This is a genomic window from Chromobacterium haemolyticum (assembly GCF_009936155.1).
Lineage (GTDB): Bacteria > Pseudomonadota > Gammaproteobacteria > Burkholderiales > Chromobacteriaceae > Chromobacterium > Chromobacterium haemolyticum.
In genome coordinates, this window is the sequence record NZ_AP019312.1 from 3,267,653 (window position 1) to 3,281,802 (window position 14,150).

General features: G+C 63.6%; 11 protein-coding genes. 5 read left to right on the forward strand and 6 right to left on the reverse strand.

Annotated elements, in window-relative coordinates; all coding sequences use genetic code 11:
- Positions 1-156: 156 nt before the first annotated feature.
- Positions 157-2,172 carry an RICIN domain-containing protein gene (locus tag GYH29_RS14960; protein ID WP_161524034.1) on the reverse strand — a complete coding sequence of 672 codons (2,016 nt, stop codon included), beginning with the start codon at positions 2,170-2,172 and terminating at the stop codon, positions 157-159.
- A gap of 538 nt (positions 2,173-2,710) precedes the next feature.
- On the opposite strand from GYH29_RS14960, the gene msrB reads away from it, so the two are divergent.
- The gene (gene msrB / locus GYH29_RS14965) at positions 2,711-3,103 is read left to right on the forward strand and encodes a peptide-methionine (R)-S-oxide reductase MsrB (protein WP_161524035.1); all 393 of its coding nucleotides are present in this window, start codon (positions 2,711-2,713) and stop codon (positions 3,101-3,103) included.
- 311 nt (positions 3,104-3,414) lie between these two features.
- Here the strand turns inward: msrB and GYH29_RS14970 are convergent, their stop codons facing one another.
- A complete protein-coding gene (locus tag GYH29_RS14970) occupies positions 3,415-5,082 on the reverse strand; it encodes an ABC-F family ATP-binding cassette domain-containing protein (RefSeq protein ID WP_019101695.1) in 1,668 nt (555 codons plus the stop codon).
- A 206-nt stretch (positions 5,083-5,288) separates the two neighbouring features.
- Positions 5,289-6,677: a GTPase HflX gene (gene hflX / locus GYH29_RS14975; RefSeq protein ID WP_019101696.1), complete on the reverse strand. Its 1,389-nt coding sequence runs from the start codon at positions 6,675-6,677 to the stop codon at positions 5,289-5,291.
- A 161-nt stretch (positions 6,678-6,838) separates the two neighbouring features.
- On the opposite strand from hflX, the gene GYH29_RS14980 reads away from it, so the two are divergent.
- Complete coding sequence (locus GYH29_RS14980) at positions 6,839-8,098, forward strand: DEAD/DEAH box helicase (protein ID WP_174243644.1); 1,260 nt, start codon at positions 6,839-6,841, stop codon at positions 8,096-8,098.
- Positions 8,099-8,184: 86 nt separating this feature from the next.
- Here the strand turns inward: GYH29_RS14980 and GYH29_RS14985 are convergent, their stop codons facing one another.
- Entirely contained in the window at positions 8,185-8,964 is a 780-nt protein-coding gene (locus GYH29_RS14985) for an HAD-IIA family hydrolase (protein ID WP_019101698.1), read from the reverse strand.
- A gap of 396 nt (positions 8,965-9,360) precedes the next feature.
- Between GYH29_RS14985 and GYH29_RS14990 the strand changes: the two genes are divergently transcribed.
- From GYH29_RS14990 to GYH29_RS15000, 3 genes are all read left to right on the forward strand, one after another.
- Entirely contained in the window at positions 9,361-10,101 is a 741-nt protein-coding gene (locus tag GYH29_RS14990; RefSeq protein ID WP_161524036.1) for an acetoacetate decarboxylase, read from the forward strand.
- Between the two features lie 330 nt (positions 10,102-10,431).
- Complete coding sequence (locus GYH29_RS14995) at positions 10,432-11,214, forward strand: 3-hydroxybutyrate dehydrogenase (RefSeq protein ID WP_019101700.1); 783 nt, start codon at positions 10,432-10,434, stop codon at positions 11,212-11,214.
- Complete coding sequence (locus GYH29_RS15000) at positions 11,211-12,398, forward strand: DUF3734 domain-containing protein (protein ID WP_161524037.1); 1,188 nt, start codon at positions 11,211-11,213, stop codon at positions 12,396-12,398. The genes GYH29_RS14995 and GYH29_RS15000 overlap by 4 nt, the downstream gene beginning before the upstream one ends.
- A 53-nt stretch (positions 12,399-12,451) precedes the next feature.
- On the opposite strand, the gene yfcF is transcribed toward GYH29_RS15000, so the two are convergent.
- Positions 12,452-13,075, reverse strand: coding sequence for a glutathione transferase (gene yfcF / locus GYH29_RS15005; RefSeq protein WP_118268040.1), 624 nt, complete (start codon positions 13,073-13,075; stop codon positions 12,452-12,454).
- Between the two features lie 143 nt (positions 13,076-13,218).
- Positions 13,219-14,103, reverse strand: a complete 885-nt coding sequence (gene cysM, locus GYH29_RS15010) for a cysteine synthase CysM (RefSeq protein ID WP_081575501.1) — start codon at positions 14,101-14,103, stop codon at positions 13,219-13,221.
- Positions 14,104-14,150: the final 47 nt, after the last annotated feature.

Sequence of the window (14,150 nt, forward strand, 5' to 3'; positions counted from 1 at the left end):
TACTCGGCGCCCAAGGGACGGTTATGGACATATAGCTGGCCGATCAAAGCGACCTGACCGTAGAACAGCCGGCCGCCGGCCGGCGCCTCCTCGCCGCCGGCCGCGCACGGGATCCCCAACAGGGCCAGCGCGCAGGCGAGCCCTCCCAAGCGCTGTTTAATTGATGGTGATGATCCGGGCCACACTGGGCACCCCCTGCGGGTTCATGGCAAACAGCATGTAGTAACCCGGCAACACCGCGCCGCTATCCGCCGGAATCTGCAGGGAATAACGCGTTTCCCCCGCCAGCGGCGTGATCTGCGACACCGACAAGGCGATGCGACGTTGGTCGTTGTTGACCGTATGGGTCACCGCGGACAGCCGCATCAAGGCGAAGCGGCTCGCCGCCTGCTGCGTTTTGACTTCGATCACGCTCCCCGGCCTGGCCTGAGCTGGCGCGGCGCTGATCACCGGCCGGGCAGCCAGGCTGCCGTCTGCATTCAGCAGATACGGAGGCGTCAATATTTCCGCGTTCAGGTGATTTTGCGGGCAAGCGGCGCCGCACAGGCCGCCGCCTCCGACAAACACGCGCCCATCCTGCAGCAAGATCGCCGTGCTATGGTAGGTGCGCGGCACCTGCATCGGTTTCAAGGGCGAAAATGTCTGCTTCGCCGCGCTCCATAACTCAGGCGTCAACACCGCGTAGGAATCCGTAAACGGCTGCGGTATCGTCTGCCCGCCCACCACCACCACATCGCCATCCGGCAAAACCACCGAATTGGCGAATGCGCGGCGATAGCTCATCCCCGGCAGCGGCTTGACCTTCACTGGAGCCTTGGGGCCGCCGCGGATATCGATCAGATAAGCCGAGTTGCTCGCGTAAGTCATACCTGTGTTCTGCTGATAAGCCGGCGCGCCGCCCAGCTTCAGGATCTGGCCGGCGTCCACCATCACCGCATTCCCGTTGATGCTGTAGGGGTCGTTGCCGCGCGTTCCCGCCGAGACGATGCTCCCGGAACCGCTGGTGCCAATCCAGTTCATCTGCGCGCTGGGTCCGGCATGAAATACCATCCCCCCGCTGCTGGCGAACAGCCACAAATGATTATCGCCGCGGTACACGCTGCCATTGGTGTCCTGCGGATCGGGCCCGATCACATTATTTTCAGGCACGCCGGCAAGAACTTTCCAATGGCCGCCCTCCCACACCTCCCCGGTGCGATTGGGCCGGCTCTTGCTGTTGTAGCCGCCGCTCCAGGAACCGCCCAAAGTCAGCACCCGTCCATCCGACAGCACGGTATTGGCCTCATAGCCCCGCGGGATATTCATATTGCCGCTGGCGCTCCAACGCTTGGCCGCCCAATCGTATATCTGTGTTTTAGGACTACTGGAGCCGCCGTTGATCAACAGATTGCCGTTGGGCAGCATCGACGTGCCCGGGCAGAACAAATTCGAGCCGGTGGTGACCACCGTCAGCGGGAGCGGCGCGTTTTTCGCCGCGTCGAACAACGCGGTATAGGTCTTGCTGTTGCCATTGCCGCTGTCTCCGCTGAAAGCGTCGGGAAAATCCGCGGACCACATCATCAGCTTGTTGTCCGGCAGATTGGCGACCCCCACGGGAGTGACCGGCAAGGGAATCACTCCGCTCCAGGCGGAGGGAAGAGCCGTGCTTTTGGAACCGGGGTAATCGAACATGAACTGGTCGTTCACCTGCGCCTTGCCCTGGCAGGGCCATTGCACCACTTTGGTTCCCTGAGTCGCGACGCCGGAAAAGATGTTCACGCACTGGCCGCTGGATGCGGACACGATATGGTAAGTGCCGACATCCACCGGCTGGATTTTCCACTGGTCATTGGTCACCGCGACGCCTTGGCATGGCCACTGAATCAGCTGAACACCCTGATTGCGACTGGAAGCCGGCACATTCAGGCACATCTGCGACTTCTGCGAGACGATGTGATAGAAACCGTTGGCCAAGGGCACGAACGTCCATTGCTCATTGCTCCCCGCCGAGCAGGGCCACTGAATGATGCCGGCCCCGGACTGGGTCGAACCGCCCCCGACATTCAAGCACTGGCCGCTATTGACCGCCACGATGCCGGTGGTGGCGGCAGCGCCCGCCTCAGAGCAAACCAGCCCTAGCAGCCCGAGCGCGCCGCTCACCAACGTCAGCAAATTGATTCGAAACCTCAACATATATCCCCTTTGGAGTCAGTCACGCTATCAAAACTCTCCCGATTCACCCGACGGCCCTCCCGCCTTTCCCCCGGCATGAACGGCAACAACAGGCACTGCCGCCACTCTGATGCCCGCTTCGAACAAACACAACAAAAATTTACAACTGATAATTTATTTTGTATCAAATGCAGCACACAGTACTGTGGGAAAGCCCTGGGGTCGACATGATATTGAAAATAGAAAGGCTATTTGGAAGTGTTTCTTTATTTTTAATAAATATATTAATTAAAGCCAGGCAACGTACTCCACATCCTTACAAACTCCAGCTCCGAATCCGTCATCCACGGGCTGCCGGCACGACTAATGAATCTGAGGCCAGGTTGGGTGACAAGAAGGCCAACACAGCATCAGGAGTTTTGTTAACAGGTCAAATATTGAGATAAGAGTCCGCACCCTTCCCCCGTCAACCCTGTCCCCGGTAAAACCTTAACGCCGGATATACCGGCAACTAGGACTCGCCCTAAAATAGGGCTAACCCTCTACACAGGAGCGCACCATGACCATGCAAAAAACCGATCAAGAATGGCAACGGCAGCTGACGCCGGAACAATACCGCGTCACCCGCCAGGCCGGCACCGAGCGTCCGTTCAGCGGCGAACACTATACCCGCACAGAGAACGGCAACTACCACTGCGTCTGCTGCGGCACCTTGCTATTCCATAGCGACGCCAAGTACGACCCCGGCTGCGGCTGGCCCAGTTTTTGGGCCGAAGCCGCCGGCGCGCGCATCGCCCGCATCGTCGACCACTCCCACGGCATGACCCGCATCGAAGTGCGCTGCTCGGAATGCGACGCTCACCTGGGCCACGTCTTCCCGGACGGCCCCGAACCCAGCGGCGAGCGCTACTGCATCAACTCGGTGGCGCTGGCGTTCACGCCCAAAGCTTAAAGCTGCCCTGGCTTTGCCGAGGATTGAAAGCCCGGCGCCCTGAGTGGACGACAAGCTCTCCGCCGGCTCCGACCGCCCTAAATCTAAAAAGCAGCGCCGCCACAACCCATGACGACACTGCCTTTTATAAACTCCAAATGCCGGCGCGCCTTGCGCCACCGCCGCTTAGAACCTGTTTCCGATCTGCTGCGTGTCGTGAAGCGTTACACGGTGAGCACGCCTTCAAAATGCCAATGTACTACGCATGCACTCCGCTTTCTCAGCCGTTTTCGCCTTGTCTCGCTCTTGCTCGCGAGATCGTAAACACGTTCTTAGCGCTTGCAGGCGGCCTCTTCGCGTCGGCGCTTGGCTTCTTCCAAGAGGTAGACCTGATAGTCGTCCAGATCGCCGTCAAAATCGCTGACGCCGCCACGCGACACCATCCAGAACTCATCGCAGACCGCGCGCAGCAGCGCGCGATCGTGGCTAACCAGCATCACCGATCCCTCGAACTCGTTCAACGCCACGCTCAAGGCCTCGCGCGTGGCCAGGTCCAGATGGTTGGTCGGTTCGTCCAGCAGCAAGAGATTGGGACGCAGCCAGACTATCATGCACAACACCAGCCGCGCCTTCTCGCCGCCGCTCATGCTGCCCACCGCCTGTTTGACCATGTCGCCGCTGAAATTGAAGGTGCCCAGGAAGTTGCGCAGGCCCTGCTCGCGGCAGTCGTTGGCCGGCGGGCGCAGCTGCGCCGGCGTTTCGCGCGCCAATCGCAGCATGTGCTGCAGCGGGTCGTCTTCCGGCCGCAACACGTCCAACTCCTGCTGCGAGAAATAGCCGATGTTCAAACCCTTGCCGCGGATGATCTCGCCGCCGGTGGCCGCCAACGCCTCGGCCACTGTTTTCACCAGCGTGGACTTGCCCTGGCCGTTGGCGCCCAGGATGCCGATGCGCTGGCCGGCCAGCACCGAGCGGTTGACGCCCTTAACGATCACGATGGGCGACGCGCCTTCCGCCGCCCCCTCCGCCGCCGGATAGCCGAAAGAGGCCTGCGACATGGTCAGCATCGGGTTGGGCAGACTGCTGGGTTCCTTGAACTCGAACTGGAAGTCGGCTTCGGTCAGCACCGGCGCGATCTTCTCCATCCGCTCCAACGCCTTGACGCGGCTTTGCGCCTGTTTGGCCTTGCTGGCCTTGGCCTTGAAGCGGTCGATGAATTTCTGCAGATGCGCCATCTTCTCCTGCTGCTTGGCCAGCACGGCCTGCTGCAGAATCAGTTGCTCGGCGCGCATATCCTCGAACTTGCTGTAATTACCGCCGTAACGCACCAGCTTGCCGTGATCGATGTGCAGGGTGACATTGGTCACCGCGTCCAGAAATTCACGATCATGGCTGATCACCACCATGGTGCCGGCGTATTGCTTGAGCCAGGCCTCCAGCCAGACCAGCGCGTCCAAATCGAGGTGGTTGGTGGGTTCGTCCAGCAGCAACAGGTCGGACGGGCACATCAGCGCGCGCGCCAGTTGCAAGCGCATGCGCCAGCCGCCGGAAAAACTGTTCACCGGCCGCTGCAGCTCGGCCACGCTAAAGCCCAGGCCCAGAATCAGCGCCTGCGCCCGCGCGGGAGCGTCGTGCTCGCCGGCGTCGTTAAGCGCGGTGTAGGCATGCGCCATGCGCATGTAGTCTTCGCCCGCCTCGGCTTCGGCCACTTCGCGCCGTGCCGCCAGCAGCGCGGTATCGCCCTCCACCACGAACTCGGTGGCGGTCTGCGAGGTTTCCGGCATGTCCTGCGCCACCTGCGCCATCCGCCACTGGCTGGGGATGGAGAAATCGCCGCTGTCTTCGTGCAGGCTGCCGTTCAATACCGCGAACAGAGAAGACTTGCCCGCGCCGTTGCGCCCTACCAGGCCCACCTTTTCACCGGGGTTGATATTGACGGTCGCGCCGTCCAGCAAAACTTTGGTGCCGCGACGCAAAGCCACGTTTTTCAGAATGATCATTGGGAATAGCAGTGTTGCAGAATTTTTAGGAAGCAAGAAAACAGCAGCCCGGCGACCACTTGCGTCCCGGCGGAATGCCATGAATGAAACGCGCCCACGGACAAATCGCCGAGGGCACGAGGGGGCAGATTATACGCGGAAGCGCTAGGCGCTGCCGTCAAGGCGCGCCCCCTGCCCGCGACTCACCGTCGCTTAGGAGCCCAGCCTCAGAGCTCCCAGTATTCCTTTTCCCGGCCCTGCGAGCCTGGGTTCAACTGCTCGCGCAGGCTGCGCAGCTTCTCCGGCTCGCCGCGCACGCGGAACCAGCTGCCCTCTTCGTCCGCGCGCTCTTCCAGCACTTGGCAGTGGCTGTAGATGTCGCCGCGCAACTGCTGCGCCGACCACGGCAACAGCAGCTCGCCCTCCTCCAGATCGCGCTGGAAGAAGGCGACGATGAGGGAGCGCAACTCGGCCACTTCCTCGGGGCGGCGCGCGCTCATCACCACGCAGTCCGGGTAGCGCTGCCTCAGTTCGTCCGTCCAGGCGGCCTGCGCCGCCTCGTCGCCGACATGGTCGATCTTGTTGAACACCCGGATGCGCGGCACCTCGTCGGCGCCGATTTCCGCCAACACCTCATCCGTGACCTCCAGCTGACGCTGGAAACCCGGATCGCTGGCGTCGATCACATGCAACAGCAAAGCGGCGTCCAGCGCTTCTTCCAAGGTGGATTTGAACGAGGCTACTAGTCCGTGAGGCAGGTTCTTGATGAAACCCACGGTATCGCTGACCAGCACCCGCGGCACGCTTTCCGGGTAGATGGCGCGCACCGTGGTGTCCAACGTGGCGAACAATTTATTGGCCACCAGCACTTCGCTGCCGGTCAAGGCGCGCATCAGCGTGGACTTGCCGGCGTTGGTATAACCCACCAAGGATACCCCGCCCAGGCCCTGGCCCTGACGCTCCAGCCGGCGCGCGCGCTGGGTCTTGCGTTCCAGTTCCATCGCGACGATTTCGCGTTGCAGTTCGGCGATGCGGTCGCGCACCTTGCGCCGGTCCAGCTCGGTATGCGATTCGCCGGCTCCCCGCCCGCCCATGCCGCTGCGTTGCCGGCCTTGCGGACCCGCCAGCTTGGCCGCCTCGCGCAAGCGCGGCGCCATATAGCCGAGACGGGCGATTTCCACTTGGGCGCGCGCTGCGCGCGAGCGGGCGTTGCGGTGGAATATCTCCAGGATGACCATGGTGCGGTCCATGACCTCGCAGCCGACGGCCAACTCCAGATTTCGCGCTTGCGACGGAGAGATTTCGTGGTCCACCAGCAAGGCGTCGATCTCCACCGTGCTAGCATCCAGCACCGGCGGCGCGTCTTCCAGCTCGTCGTTGCGAAGGCCGCGGTTGACGAACTGGCTGATTTCCTCCAGCTTGCCCACTCCCATATAGGCGGTGCGGTCGAAGCTGTTACGCTTTTGCACAAAGGTCCGCACCACTTGGAAGCCCAGGGTCTTGGCCAGTTCGCTCAGTTCGGTGAGCGAGGCCTCGAACTCGACATCGCTGACATCGGGCAACTGGACCGAGGCCACCAGGGCGTAGCGGGGTTTCTCTTTGACTTCTGTTTGCATGGGCGTATGACTTTAACTTGATAGCGAGCCCAGATAGTACTCGCAAACGGAACTTCCCGCTGCGCCACGCGCGTTGCGGCGACGCCACGCCCCGCTTGACCCGGCCGCGGTCAGCGCCGATACTCCTGCCGCTTCAAGCACCATCGCCGTCAACGCCACCCATGCCATTCACCTCTCTGGGCCTGTCGCCCGCCCTGGCCCAGGCCGCAAGCGATCAAGGCTATCCGGCCCCCACCGCCGTTCAGCTCGCCGCCGTCCCCGCCATTCTGCAAGGACACGACGTGCTGGCCACCGCGCAAACCGGTTCCGGCAAAACCGCGGCCTACTGCCTGCCGCTGTTGCAGCAATGGCTGGCGGGCCGCCAAGCCTCGCCGCGCCAGACGCAAACGCTGATCCTGCTCCCCACCCGGGAGCTGGCGGCGCAAGTGGGCGACGTCCTGCGCCAACTGGCCCAGGGCCTGCCGCGCCGGCCCAAGATCGCCGTGGTCTTCGGCGGCGTTTCCATCAATCCGCAAATGATGGCCCTGCGCGGCGGCGCCGACATCGTGGCGGCCACGCCCGGCCGGCTGCTGGACCTGCTGGCGTACAACGCGCTGCGGCTTTCCTCCGTCGACACCCTGGTGCTGGACGAGGCCGATCGCCTCCTCGATCTCGGCTTCGCCGACGAGCTGGCCGGCGTGCTGGCGCAGCTGCCCCCCTACCGGCAGAACCTGCTGTTTTCCGCCACCTTCCCGCCCGCCGTGCGCACGCTGGCGGAACGACTGCTAAACCAGCCGCAGCGCATCGACATCGCGCCCGACGACACCGCCGCGCCGGACATCCGCCAGCGCGCCATCGAAGTGGACGCCGGCCGGCGCACCATGCTGCTGCGCCATCTGCTGCAAACCCATGGCTGGGAACGGGCGCTGGTCTTCGTGGCCAGCCGGCACAGCGCCGACCGGGTGGCCGGCAAACTGCAGGCCGCCGGCATCCGCGCCGCCGCGCTGCATGGGGACTGCAGCCAGGGACAACGCGGCCAAGTGCTGGCCGATCTCAAATCCGGTCGCCTGCAAGTGCTGGTGGCCACCGACGTGGCCGCGCGCGGCATCGACATCGCCCGCCTGCCGGTGGTGATCAACTACGACCTGCCGCGCTCGCCGGTGGACTACACCCACCGCATCGGCCGCACCGGCCGCGCCGGCGCCAGCGGCGAAGCCATCAGCTTCATCAGCGCCGACTCCGCCGCGCATTTCCAATTGATAGAAAAACGCCAGCGCTTGCGGCTGCCGCGCGAGCGAATCGCCGGCTTCGAGCCCGTCGCCGCCAGCCCCGCCACGGTCTCGAATACGACGACCGACAACGGCGGCGTCAAAGGCAAGCGCAAGAGCAAGAAGGACAAGCTGCGGGAAGCCGCCGCCCAAGCGCAGACAGAACCACGCTAAGCGCGCGCGGCGCCGAGCCCAACGGAGAACTCAAACAACAGGGCCGTTCCAGCTGGAACGGCCCTGTTTTCGCCTGCGGCCTAACTTTACAAAGCTTGCGGATCAATCTCCGCCACGCTCTCGAATACATAGTCCGGCTGATAAGGGAACTGTTCCATGGACTCGCGAGACGACACCCCGGACAACACCAGCGCGGTGCCCATGCCGGCTTCGATGCCGCCAACGATATCGGTGTCCATGCGGTCGCCTATCATCACCGCCTCTTCGGGATGCACGCCCAGCTTGCGGGTGGCCAGCATCATCATCAGCGAATTGGGCTTGCCCACGATGTAAGGCTTCTTGCCGGTGGCGGCCTCGATGGCGGCCAGAAGCGTGCCGGCGGCCGGCTCGTAACCGCCGCCCTCTATCGGGTCGATCATGTCCGGGTTGGTGCCGATGAATTTGGCGCCCTGGTCGATGAAGCGCACCGCCTTCTTGATCTGCTCGAAGCTGAAGGTCTGGGACTTCGCCACCACCACGTAATCCGGGCGGGATTCGGAAATGGAAAAACCAACGTTGTACAACTCGTTGATCAGACCGGCGCCTCCCACCACGTAGGCGGTGGGCATCGCTTTGCGCGTCTGGCTGCGCAGGAACATCGCCGTGGCCATCGCGCTGGTGATGAAGTTGTCCTCCGTCACCCCGTTGATGCCCAGGCTCTCCAGCTTCAGCCTCAGGTCCAGCGGTGTCTGTTCCGCGTTATTGGTCAGGAACAGAAAAGGCGTGCCGGCCTGCGTCAGGCGGTTGACGAAATCGCGCGCGCCCGGAATCAGTTGCTTGCCCCGATAGATCACTCCATCCATGTCGGAAATGATGCTTTTGCTCATACGGTATATCCAAAACACAGGTGCCGATTCCGCCGGCACGGAGGCGGGCCGCGGCTTCATTCGCCGCAACCGCGACAGCATAGCACGGCGGCTCTATCGAGCTTGTTGAAAGTCTAGCGAGCAAGGTCGGGCGTTGCGGCAGAAAAGGCCTCGCCTGCGAAGTCACAATCTCGCGGCGCGCGGCGGGCTATGAACAGGTTCGAAGGTCGGCCGCGCCCATCCATCCCAACGAACAGGTGACATGGCACCAAGCTACCGCTAGCGCGCTCTTTAGCTGTACCATCGACGCCAGATGCACGCCTGCCCGCCGCGCCGAGTTTTCCCGGCGGGCTCCTATCGCAGCAGCGGCCGCCCCCTACGGGTGCGACCTTTTGCCATTCAGGGAGCGCAGCACGTATGAACATCGACACCATCCGCGAGCAGGCCTTCGCCATGCCGCTGACCAACCCCGCTTTCCCCCGCGGCCCCTACCGCTTCACCAACCGCGAATTCTTCATCATCACCTACCGCACCGATCCGGCCAAACTGCGCGAGGTGGTGCCGGAGCCGCTGCAGCCGGCCTCGGACCTGGTGAATTTCGAATTCATCCGCATGCCGGACTCCACCGGCTTCGGCGACTACACCGAAAGCGGCCAGGTGATCCCCGTGCTGCTGGGCGGCGTGGCCGGCAACTACACCCATGCGATGTATCTGAACGACCACCCGCCCATCGCCGGCGGCCGCGAGCTGTGGGGCTTTCCCAAGAAGCTGGCCTGCCCTCGGCTGCAAGTGCGCACCGACACCCTGGTGGGCGAACTGGACTACGGCCCGGTTCGGGTGGCCACCGCCACCATGGGCTATAAGCACCAGACGCTGGACGCCAGCGCGCTGCAGCGCTCCATGGTCAACACCCCCAACTTCCTGCTGAAGATCATTCCGCACGTGGACGGCAGCGCCCGCATTTGCGAACTGGTGCGCTTCTACCTGAAGGACGTGACCGTGCACGGTGCCTGGAGCGGGCCTGCGGCGCTGGCGCTGTTCCCGCACGCGCTGGCGCCGGTGGCGGAACTGCCGGTGCTGGAGATCGTGGAAGCGCGCCATATCATCGCCGACCTGACCCTGGGCCTGGGTGAAGTGGAATTCGATTACCTCAACTAAGAACCTGTCCAATGTCTGCTGCGCTGCGGCGATACGGCGTTAAAAACAAGCTCAAAATGCTCATGTACCACGTGTACATTCCGCTTTTTCGCTCGTTTTCGCCTTGTCTCGCCCTTGCTCGCGAGACTTTGAACAGGCTCTAAGAACCTATTTACGATCTGCTGCGCATCAGCAATACGGCGTTGAAACCCCCTTAGAAAGGGTCATGTACCGCTTGACCATTTCGCTTTCTCAGCCGTTCTCGCCTTGACTCGCGAGATCGTAAACACGTTTAAGAGCCGCTTCGCGGCTCGTCCCCACGCGACAACTCACCACAACAAGGAGAGCAGCATGCAATTGAACGGCAAAGTGGCCTTGATCACCGGCGCGGCCAGCGGCATAGGCAAAGCCATTGCGGAAACTTACGCCCGGGCTGGCGCGGCGGTGGCTATCGCCGACATCAATCTGGCCGCCGCGCAGGCGACGGCGGAGGAGATCAAGGCCGCCGGCGGCAAGGCGGTGGGCGTGGCGATGGACGTGACCAACGAGGAATCCGTCAACACCGGCACCCAAACGGCGGTGGACGCGCTGGGCGGGCTGGACATCCTGATTTCCAACGCCGGCATCCAGATCGTCAACCCGCTGGTGGACTACAAGTTTTCCGACTGGAAGAAAATGCAGGCCATCCACGTGGACGGCGCTTTTCTCACCACCAAGGCCGCGCTGCCGCATATGTACAAAGACAAGCGCGGCGGCACGGTGATCTATATGGGGTCGGTCCACTCTCACGAGGCGTCCAAGCTCAAATCCGCCTACGTCACCGCCAAGCACGCCTTGCTGGGCTTGTGCCGGGTGCTGGCCAAGGAAGGCGCGGAATACAATGTGCGCGCCCACGTGATCTGCCCCGGCTTCGTTCGCACGCCATTGGTGGAGAAACAGATTCCGGAGCAGGCCAAAGAGCTGGGCATCAGCGAGGAGGAAGTGGTCAAGCGCGTGATGCTGGGCAATACCGTGGACGGCGTGTTCACCACCGTGGACGACGTGGCCCAGACCGCGCTGTTTCTGGCCGCCTTCCCCAGCGCGGCGCTGACCGGCCAATCCGTCATCGTCAGCCACGGCTGGTATATGCAATGACGCCGCCGCACAATCCGGCCTGCCCTCAGGCCGGCGGCCTGTACCAAAGCCGCAGCCTGCCGCCCGGCCATCGCTACCAGGTGCTGGCGCTGGTGCTTCAGGGCGGCGGCGCGCTGGGCTCCTACCAGCCCGGCGTCTATCAAGGCCTGGCCGAAGCCGACCTGCATCCTAACTGGGTGGCCGGCATTTCCATAGGCGCGCTCAACGCCGCCATCATCGCCGGCAATCCGCCGGAACGGCGGGTGGAGCAACTGCGCGCCTTCTGGGACACCATCTGCCGGCCGCCGTTTCTGCCGCCCAGCCCGTTCAGCCAACTAGACACCCACCACTGGCCCGCGAGCCTCAACGGGCTGATGGCAAGCTGGGAAGCCTGGCGCGCGCTGACCGAGGGCCAGAACGGTTTCTTCCTGCCGCGCTCTCCCTGGCCGGCCGGCGCGCCCTCTCCCGCCAACTGCAGTTTCTACGACACCGCGCCGCTGAAAAGCACGCTGGAGCGCTTCGCCGATTTCGACCGCATCAACGACAGCGATCAGATGCGGGTATCGGTGGGCGCGGTCAATCTACGCAGCGGCAACTTCGTCTATTTCGACAACACCCGTCAACGTCTGCGCACCGAGCATTTCATGGCCTCCGGCGCGCTGCCTCCCGGTTTCCCGGCGGTGGAGATAGACGGCGAGTACTACTGGGACGGCGGCCTGGTGTCCAATACGCCGCTGAAGCAGATACTGAGCACCGAACCCCGCAAGAACTCCTTGGTGTTCCAGGTGGACCTGTGGAGCGCCAAGGGAAAGCCGCCCACGGACATGAAGGCGATCGCCATGCGGCAGAAGGACATCCAGTACTCCAGCCGCACCCGCCAAATCACCGATACGATGAAGCGGGAGCAGAACTACCGCGGCCTGCTGCGGCAGCTGATGGAGCTGGTGCCGGAGGCGCAGCGCGAGCACCCCGCCTACCGCCACGCCCGCGAGCTGGCCTGCGGCCGGCTGTTGAAAGTGATCCACCTGATCTATCAGGACAAGGAGTACGAGGACCACCACAAGGACTATCAGTTCGGCGCCCAGACCATGCGCGCGCACTGGACCAGCGGCTATCAGGACATCTGCCGCACGCTGAGCCATCCGGACTGGCTGGAGATGCCATCGCCGGACCGGCCCTTCGTCACCCACGACGTGCATCGTTGAGGCGGCGGGGCCTGGCCGGTGCGCGGCGCACCCGGCCGGGCGCGCTCCACCTTTTACGCCGACGCCGCCCGCCGTCCCAGCGCCAGCCAGTCCTGCACCGCCGGCCGCTGCCATTGGCGCTCGGCGTAGGCGGCCAAGCGCGGCGGCAGCACATCGTCGTATTGCAGCCGTTTCAGCATCAGCGCGAGATCGGTATCGGCCAGACACCAGGCGCCAAACAAATCGCCGCCATCGGCCGGCAGCAATGACTCGACTGCGGCGATCAGCTTGTTCGCCGCCTGGCGCGCTTCCGGCGCCAAGGTGCCGGCCGCCGGGCGCAGGAACACCACTTCCGTGTTGCGGTCTTCCCGCAAGGCCATCAGGTCGCTGCGCAGCCACGCTTGCAATTGGCGCGCGCGGGCGCGTTGACGCAGGTCCCGCGGATAAAGCCGGGGACGCTCGGGGTAAGCATCTTCAAGATACTCGGCGATGGCAGAGGATTCGCTGAGTTGAAACTCGCCGTCCTCCAGCATGGGCACGCGGGCGGTCAGCGATTGACGTTGATAAGCCGGGGCCAGATTGGCTTGCGCGGCAAGGCTCAAGGTCTCCAGTTCGAAGGTCAGCCCTTTTTCTTTCAAGGCGACGAAGGCGGACAAAGCGTAGGGGCTGAGGAAACGGGAATCGACATGCAGCAGCATAAGGGCCTCCGAGACGGGAACATAGGATCTCAGATGCTAAAGACATGCGGCGCCGGGCGCCAGCGCCAAAACGCGAACACGGCGTTCCGGCGCGCCGTCCGTCCTGGGCGCCTGCCGACGCCCAGCGGACTTTGAACGGGTTCTCAGCCGAACAGGCCGGTGGACAGATAACGATCGCCGCGGTCGCAGACGATGGAGACGATGATCGCGTTTTCCAGCTGGCTCGACAGGCGCAGCGCCACCGCCAGCGCGCCGCCGGACGAAGGCCCGGCCAGAATGCCCTCCTCGCGCGCCAGCAGCCGCGCCATATCCTCCGCCTCCTGCTGGCTGACATGCTGCAAATCGTCCAGCTGCGAGAAATCGCAGATCTTGGGCACATAGGGGTCTTCCCATTTACGGATGCCGGCAATCTGACTGCCTGGTTCCGGATGCACGCCCACGATCTGGATCGCCGGATTTTGCCGCTTCAGATAGCGGCCGGTGCCCATGATGGTGCCGGTGGTGCCCATGCTGGACACGAAATGGGTGATGCCGCCCCGGGTGTCCTGCCAGATTTCCGGCCCGGTGCTTTCATAATGGGCCAGCGGATTGTCCGGGTTGGAGAACTGGTCCAGGATGCGGCCCTGGCCGGCGGCTTCCATCTTGCGCGCCAGGTCGATGGAACCGGGCATCGACGCCTCCTTGGGCGTCAGGACCACTTCCGCGCCGTAGGCGCGCATCGCCTGCACCCGCTCGGCGCTGGAGTTCTCCGGCATGATGAGGATCATCTTGTACCCCATCATCGCCGCCGCCATCGCCAGCGCAATGCCGGTATTCCCGCTGGTGGGTTCGATCAGGGTATCGCCCGGCTTGATCTCGCCGCGTTCTTCGGCGCGACGGATCATGGATAGGGCCGGCCGGTCCTTGACCGAGCCCGCCGGGTTGTTGCCTTCCAGCTTGACCAGCACGGTGTTGCTGGTGACGCCGGGCAGGCGCTTGAGTCTGACCAGCGGGGTGTGGCCGACGAAATCTTCCAGATGCTTGTACACGACGCGTTCTCCAACGGGGAACGGTCATTATACCGATTGGCTATCAG

Coding starts and splice junctions, on each gene's coding strand:
- GYH29_RS14995 (WP_019101700.1), top strand. CDS start 10,432: ATGCAATTGAACGGCAAAGTGGCCTTGATCACCGGCGCGGCCAGCGGC.
- GYH29_RS14985 (WP_019101698.1), bottom strand. CDS start 8,964: ATGAGCAAAAGCATCATTTCCGACATGGATGGAGTGATCTATCGGGGC.
- GYH29_RS15000 (WP_161524037.1), top strand. CDS start 11,211: ATGACGCCGCCGCACAATCCGGCCTGCCCTCAGGCCGGCGGCCTGTAC.
- GYH29_RS14970 (WP_019101695.1), bottom strand. CDS start 5,082: ATGATCATTCTGAAAAACGTGGCTTTGCGTCGCGGCACCAAAGTTTTG.
- GYH29_RS14990 (WP_161524036.1), top strand. CDS start 9,361: ATGAACATCGACACCATCCGCGAGCAGGCCTTCGCCATGCCGCTGACC.
- hflX (WP_019101696.1), bottom strand. CDS start 6,677: ATGCAAACAGAAGTCAAAGAGAAACCCCGCTACGCCCTGGTGGCCTCG.
- GYH29_RS14960 (WP_161524034.1), bottom strand. CDS start 2,172: ATGTTGAGGTTTCGAATCAATTTGCTGACGTTGGTGAGCGGCGCGCTC.
- yfcF (WP_118268040.1), bottom strand. CDS start 13,075: ATGCTGCTGCATGTCGATTCCCGTTTCCTCAGCCCCTACGCTTTGTCC.
- msrB (WP_161524035.1), top strand. CDS start 2,711: ATGACCATGCAAAAAACCGATCAAGAATGGCAACGGCAGCTGACGCCG.
- GYH29_RS14980 (WP_174243644.1), top strand. CDS start 6,839: ATGCCATTCACCTCTCTGGGCCTGTCGCCCGCCCTGGCCCAGGCCGCA.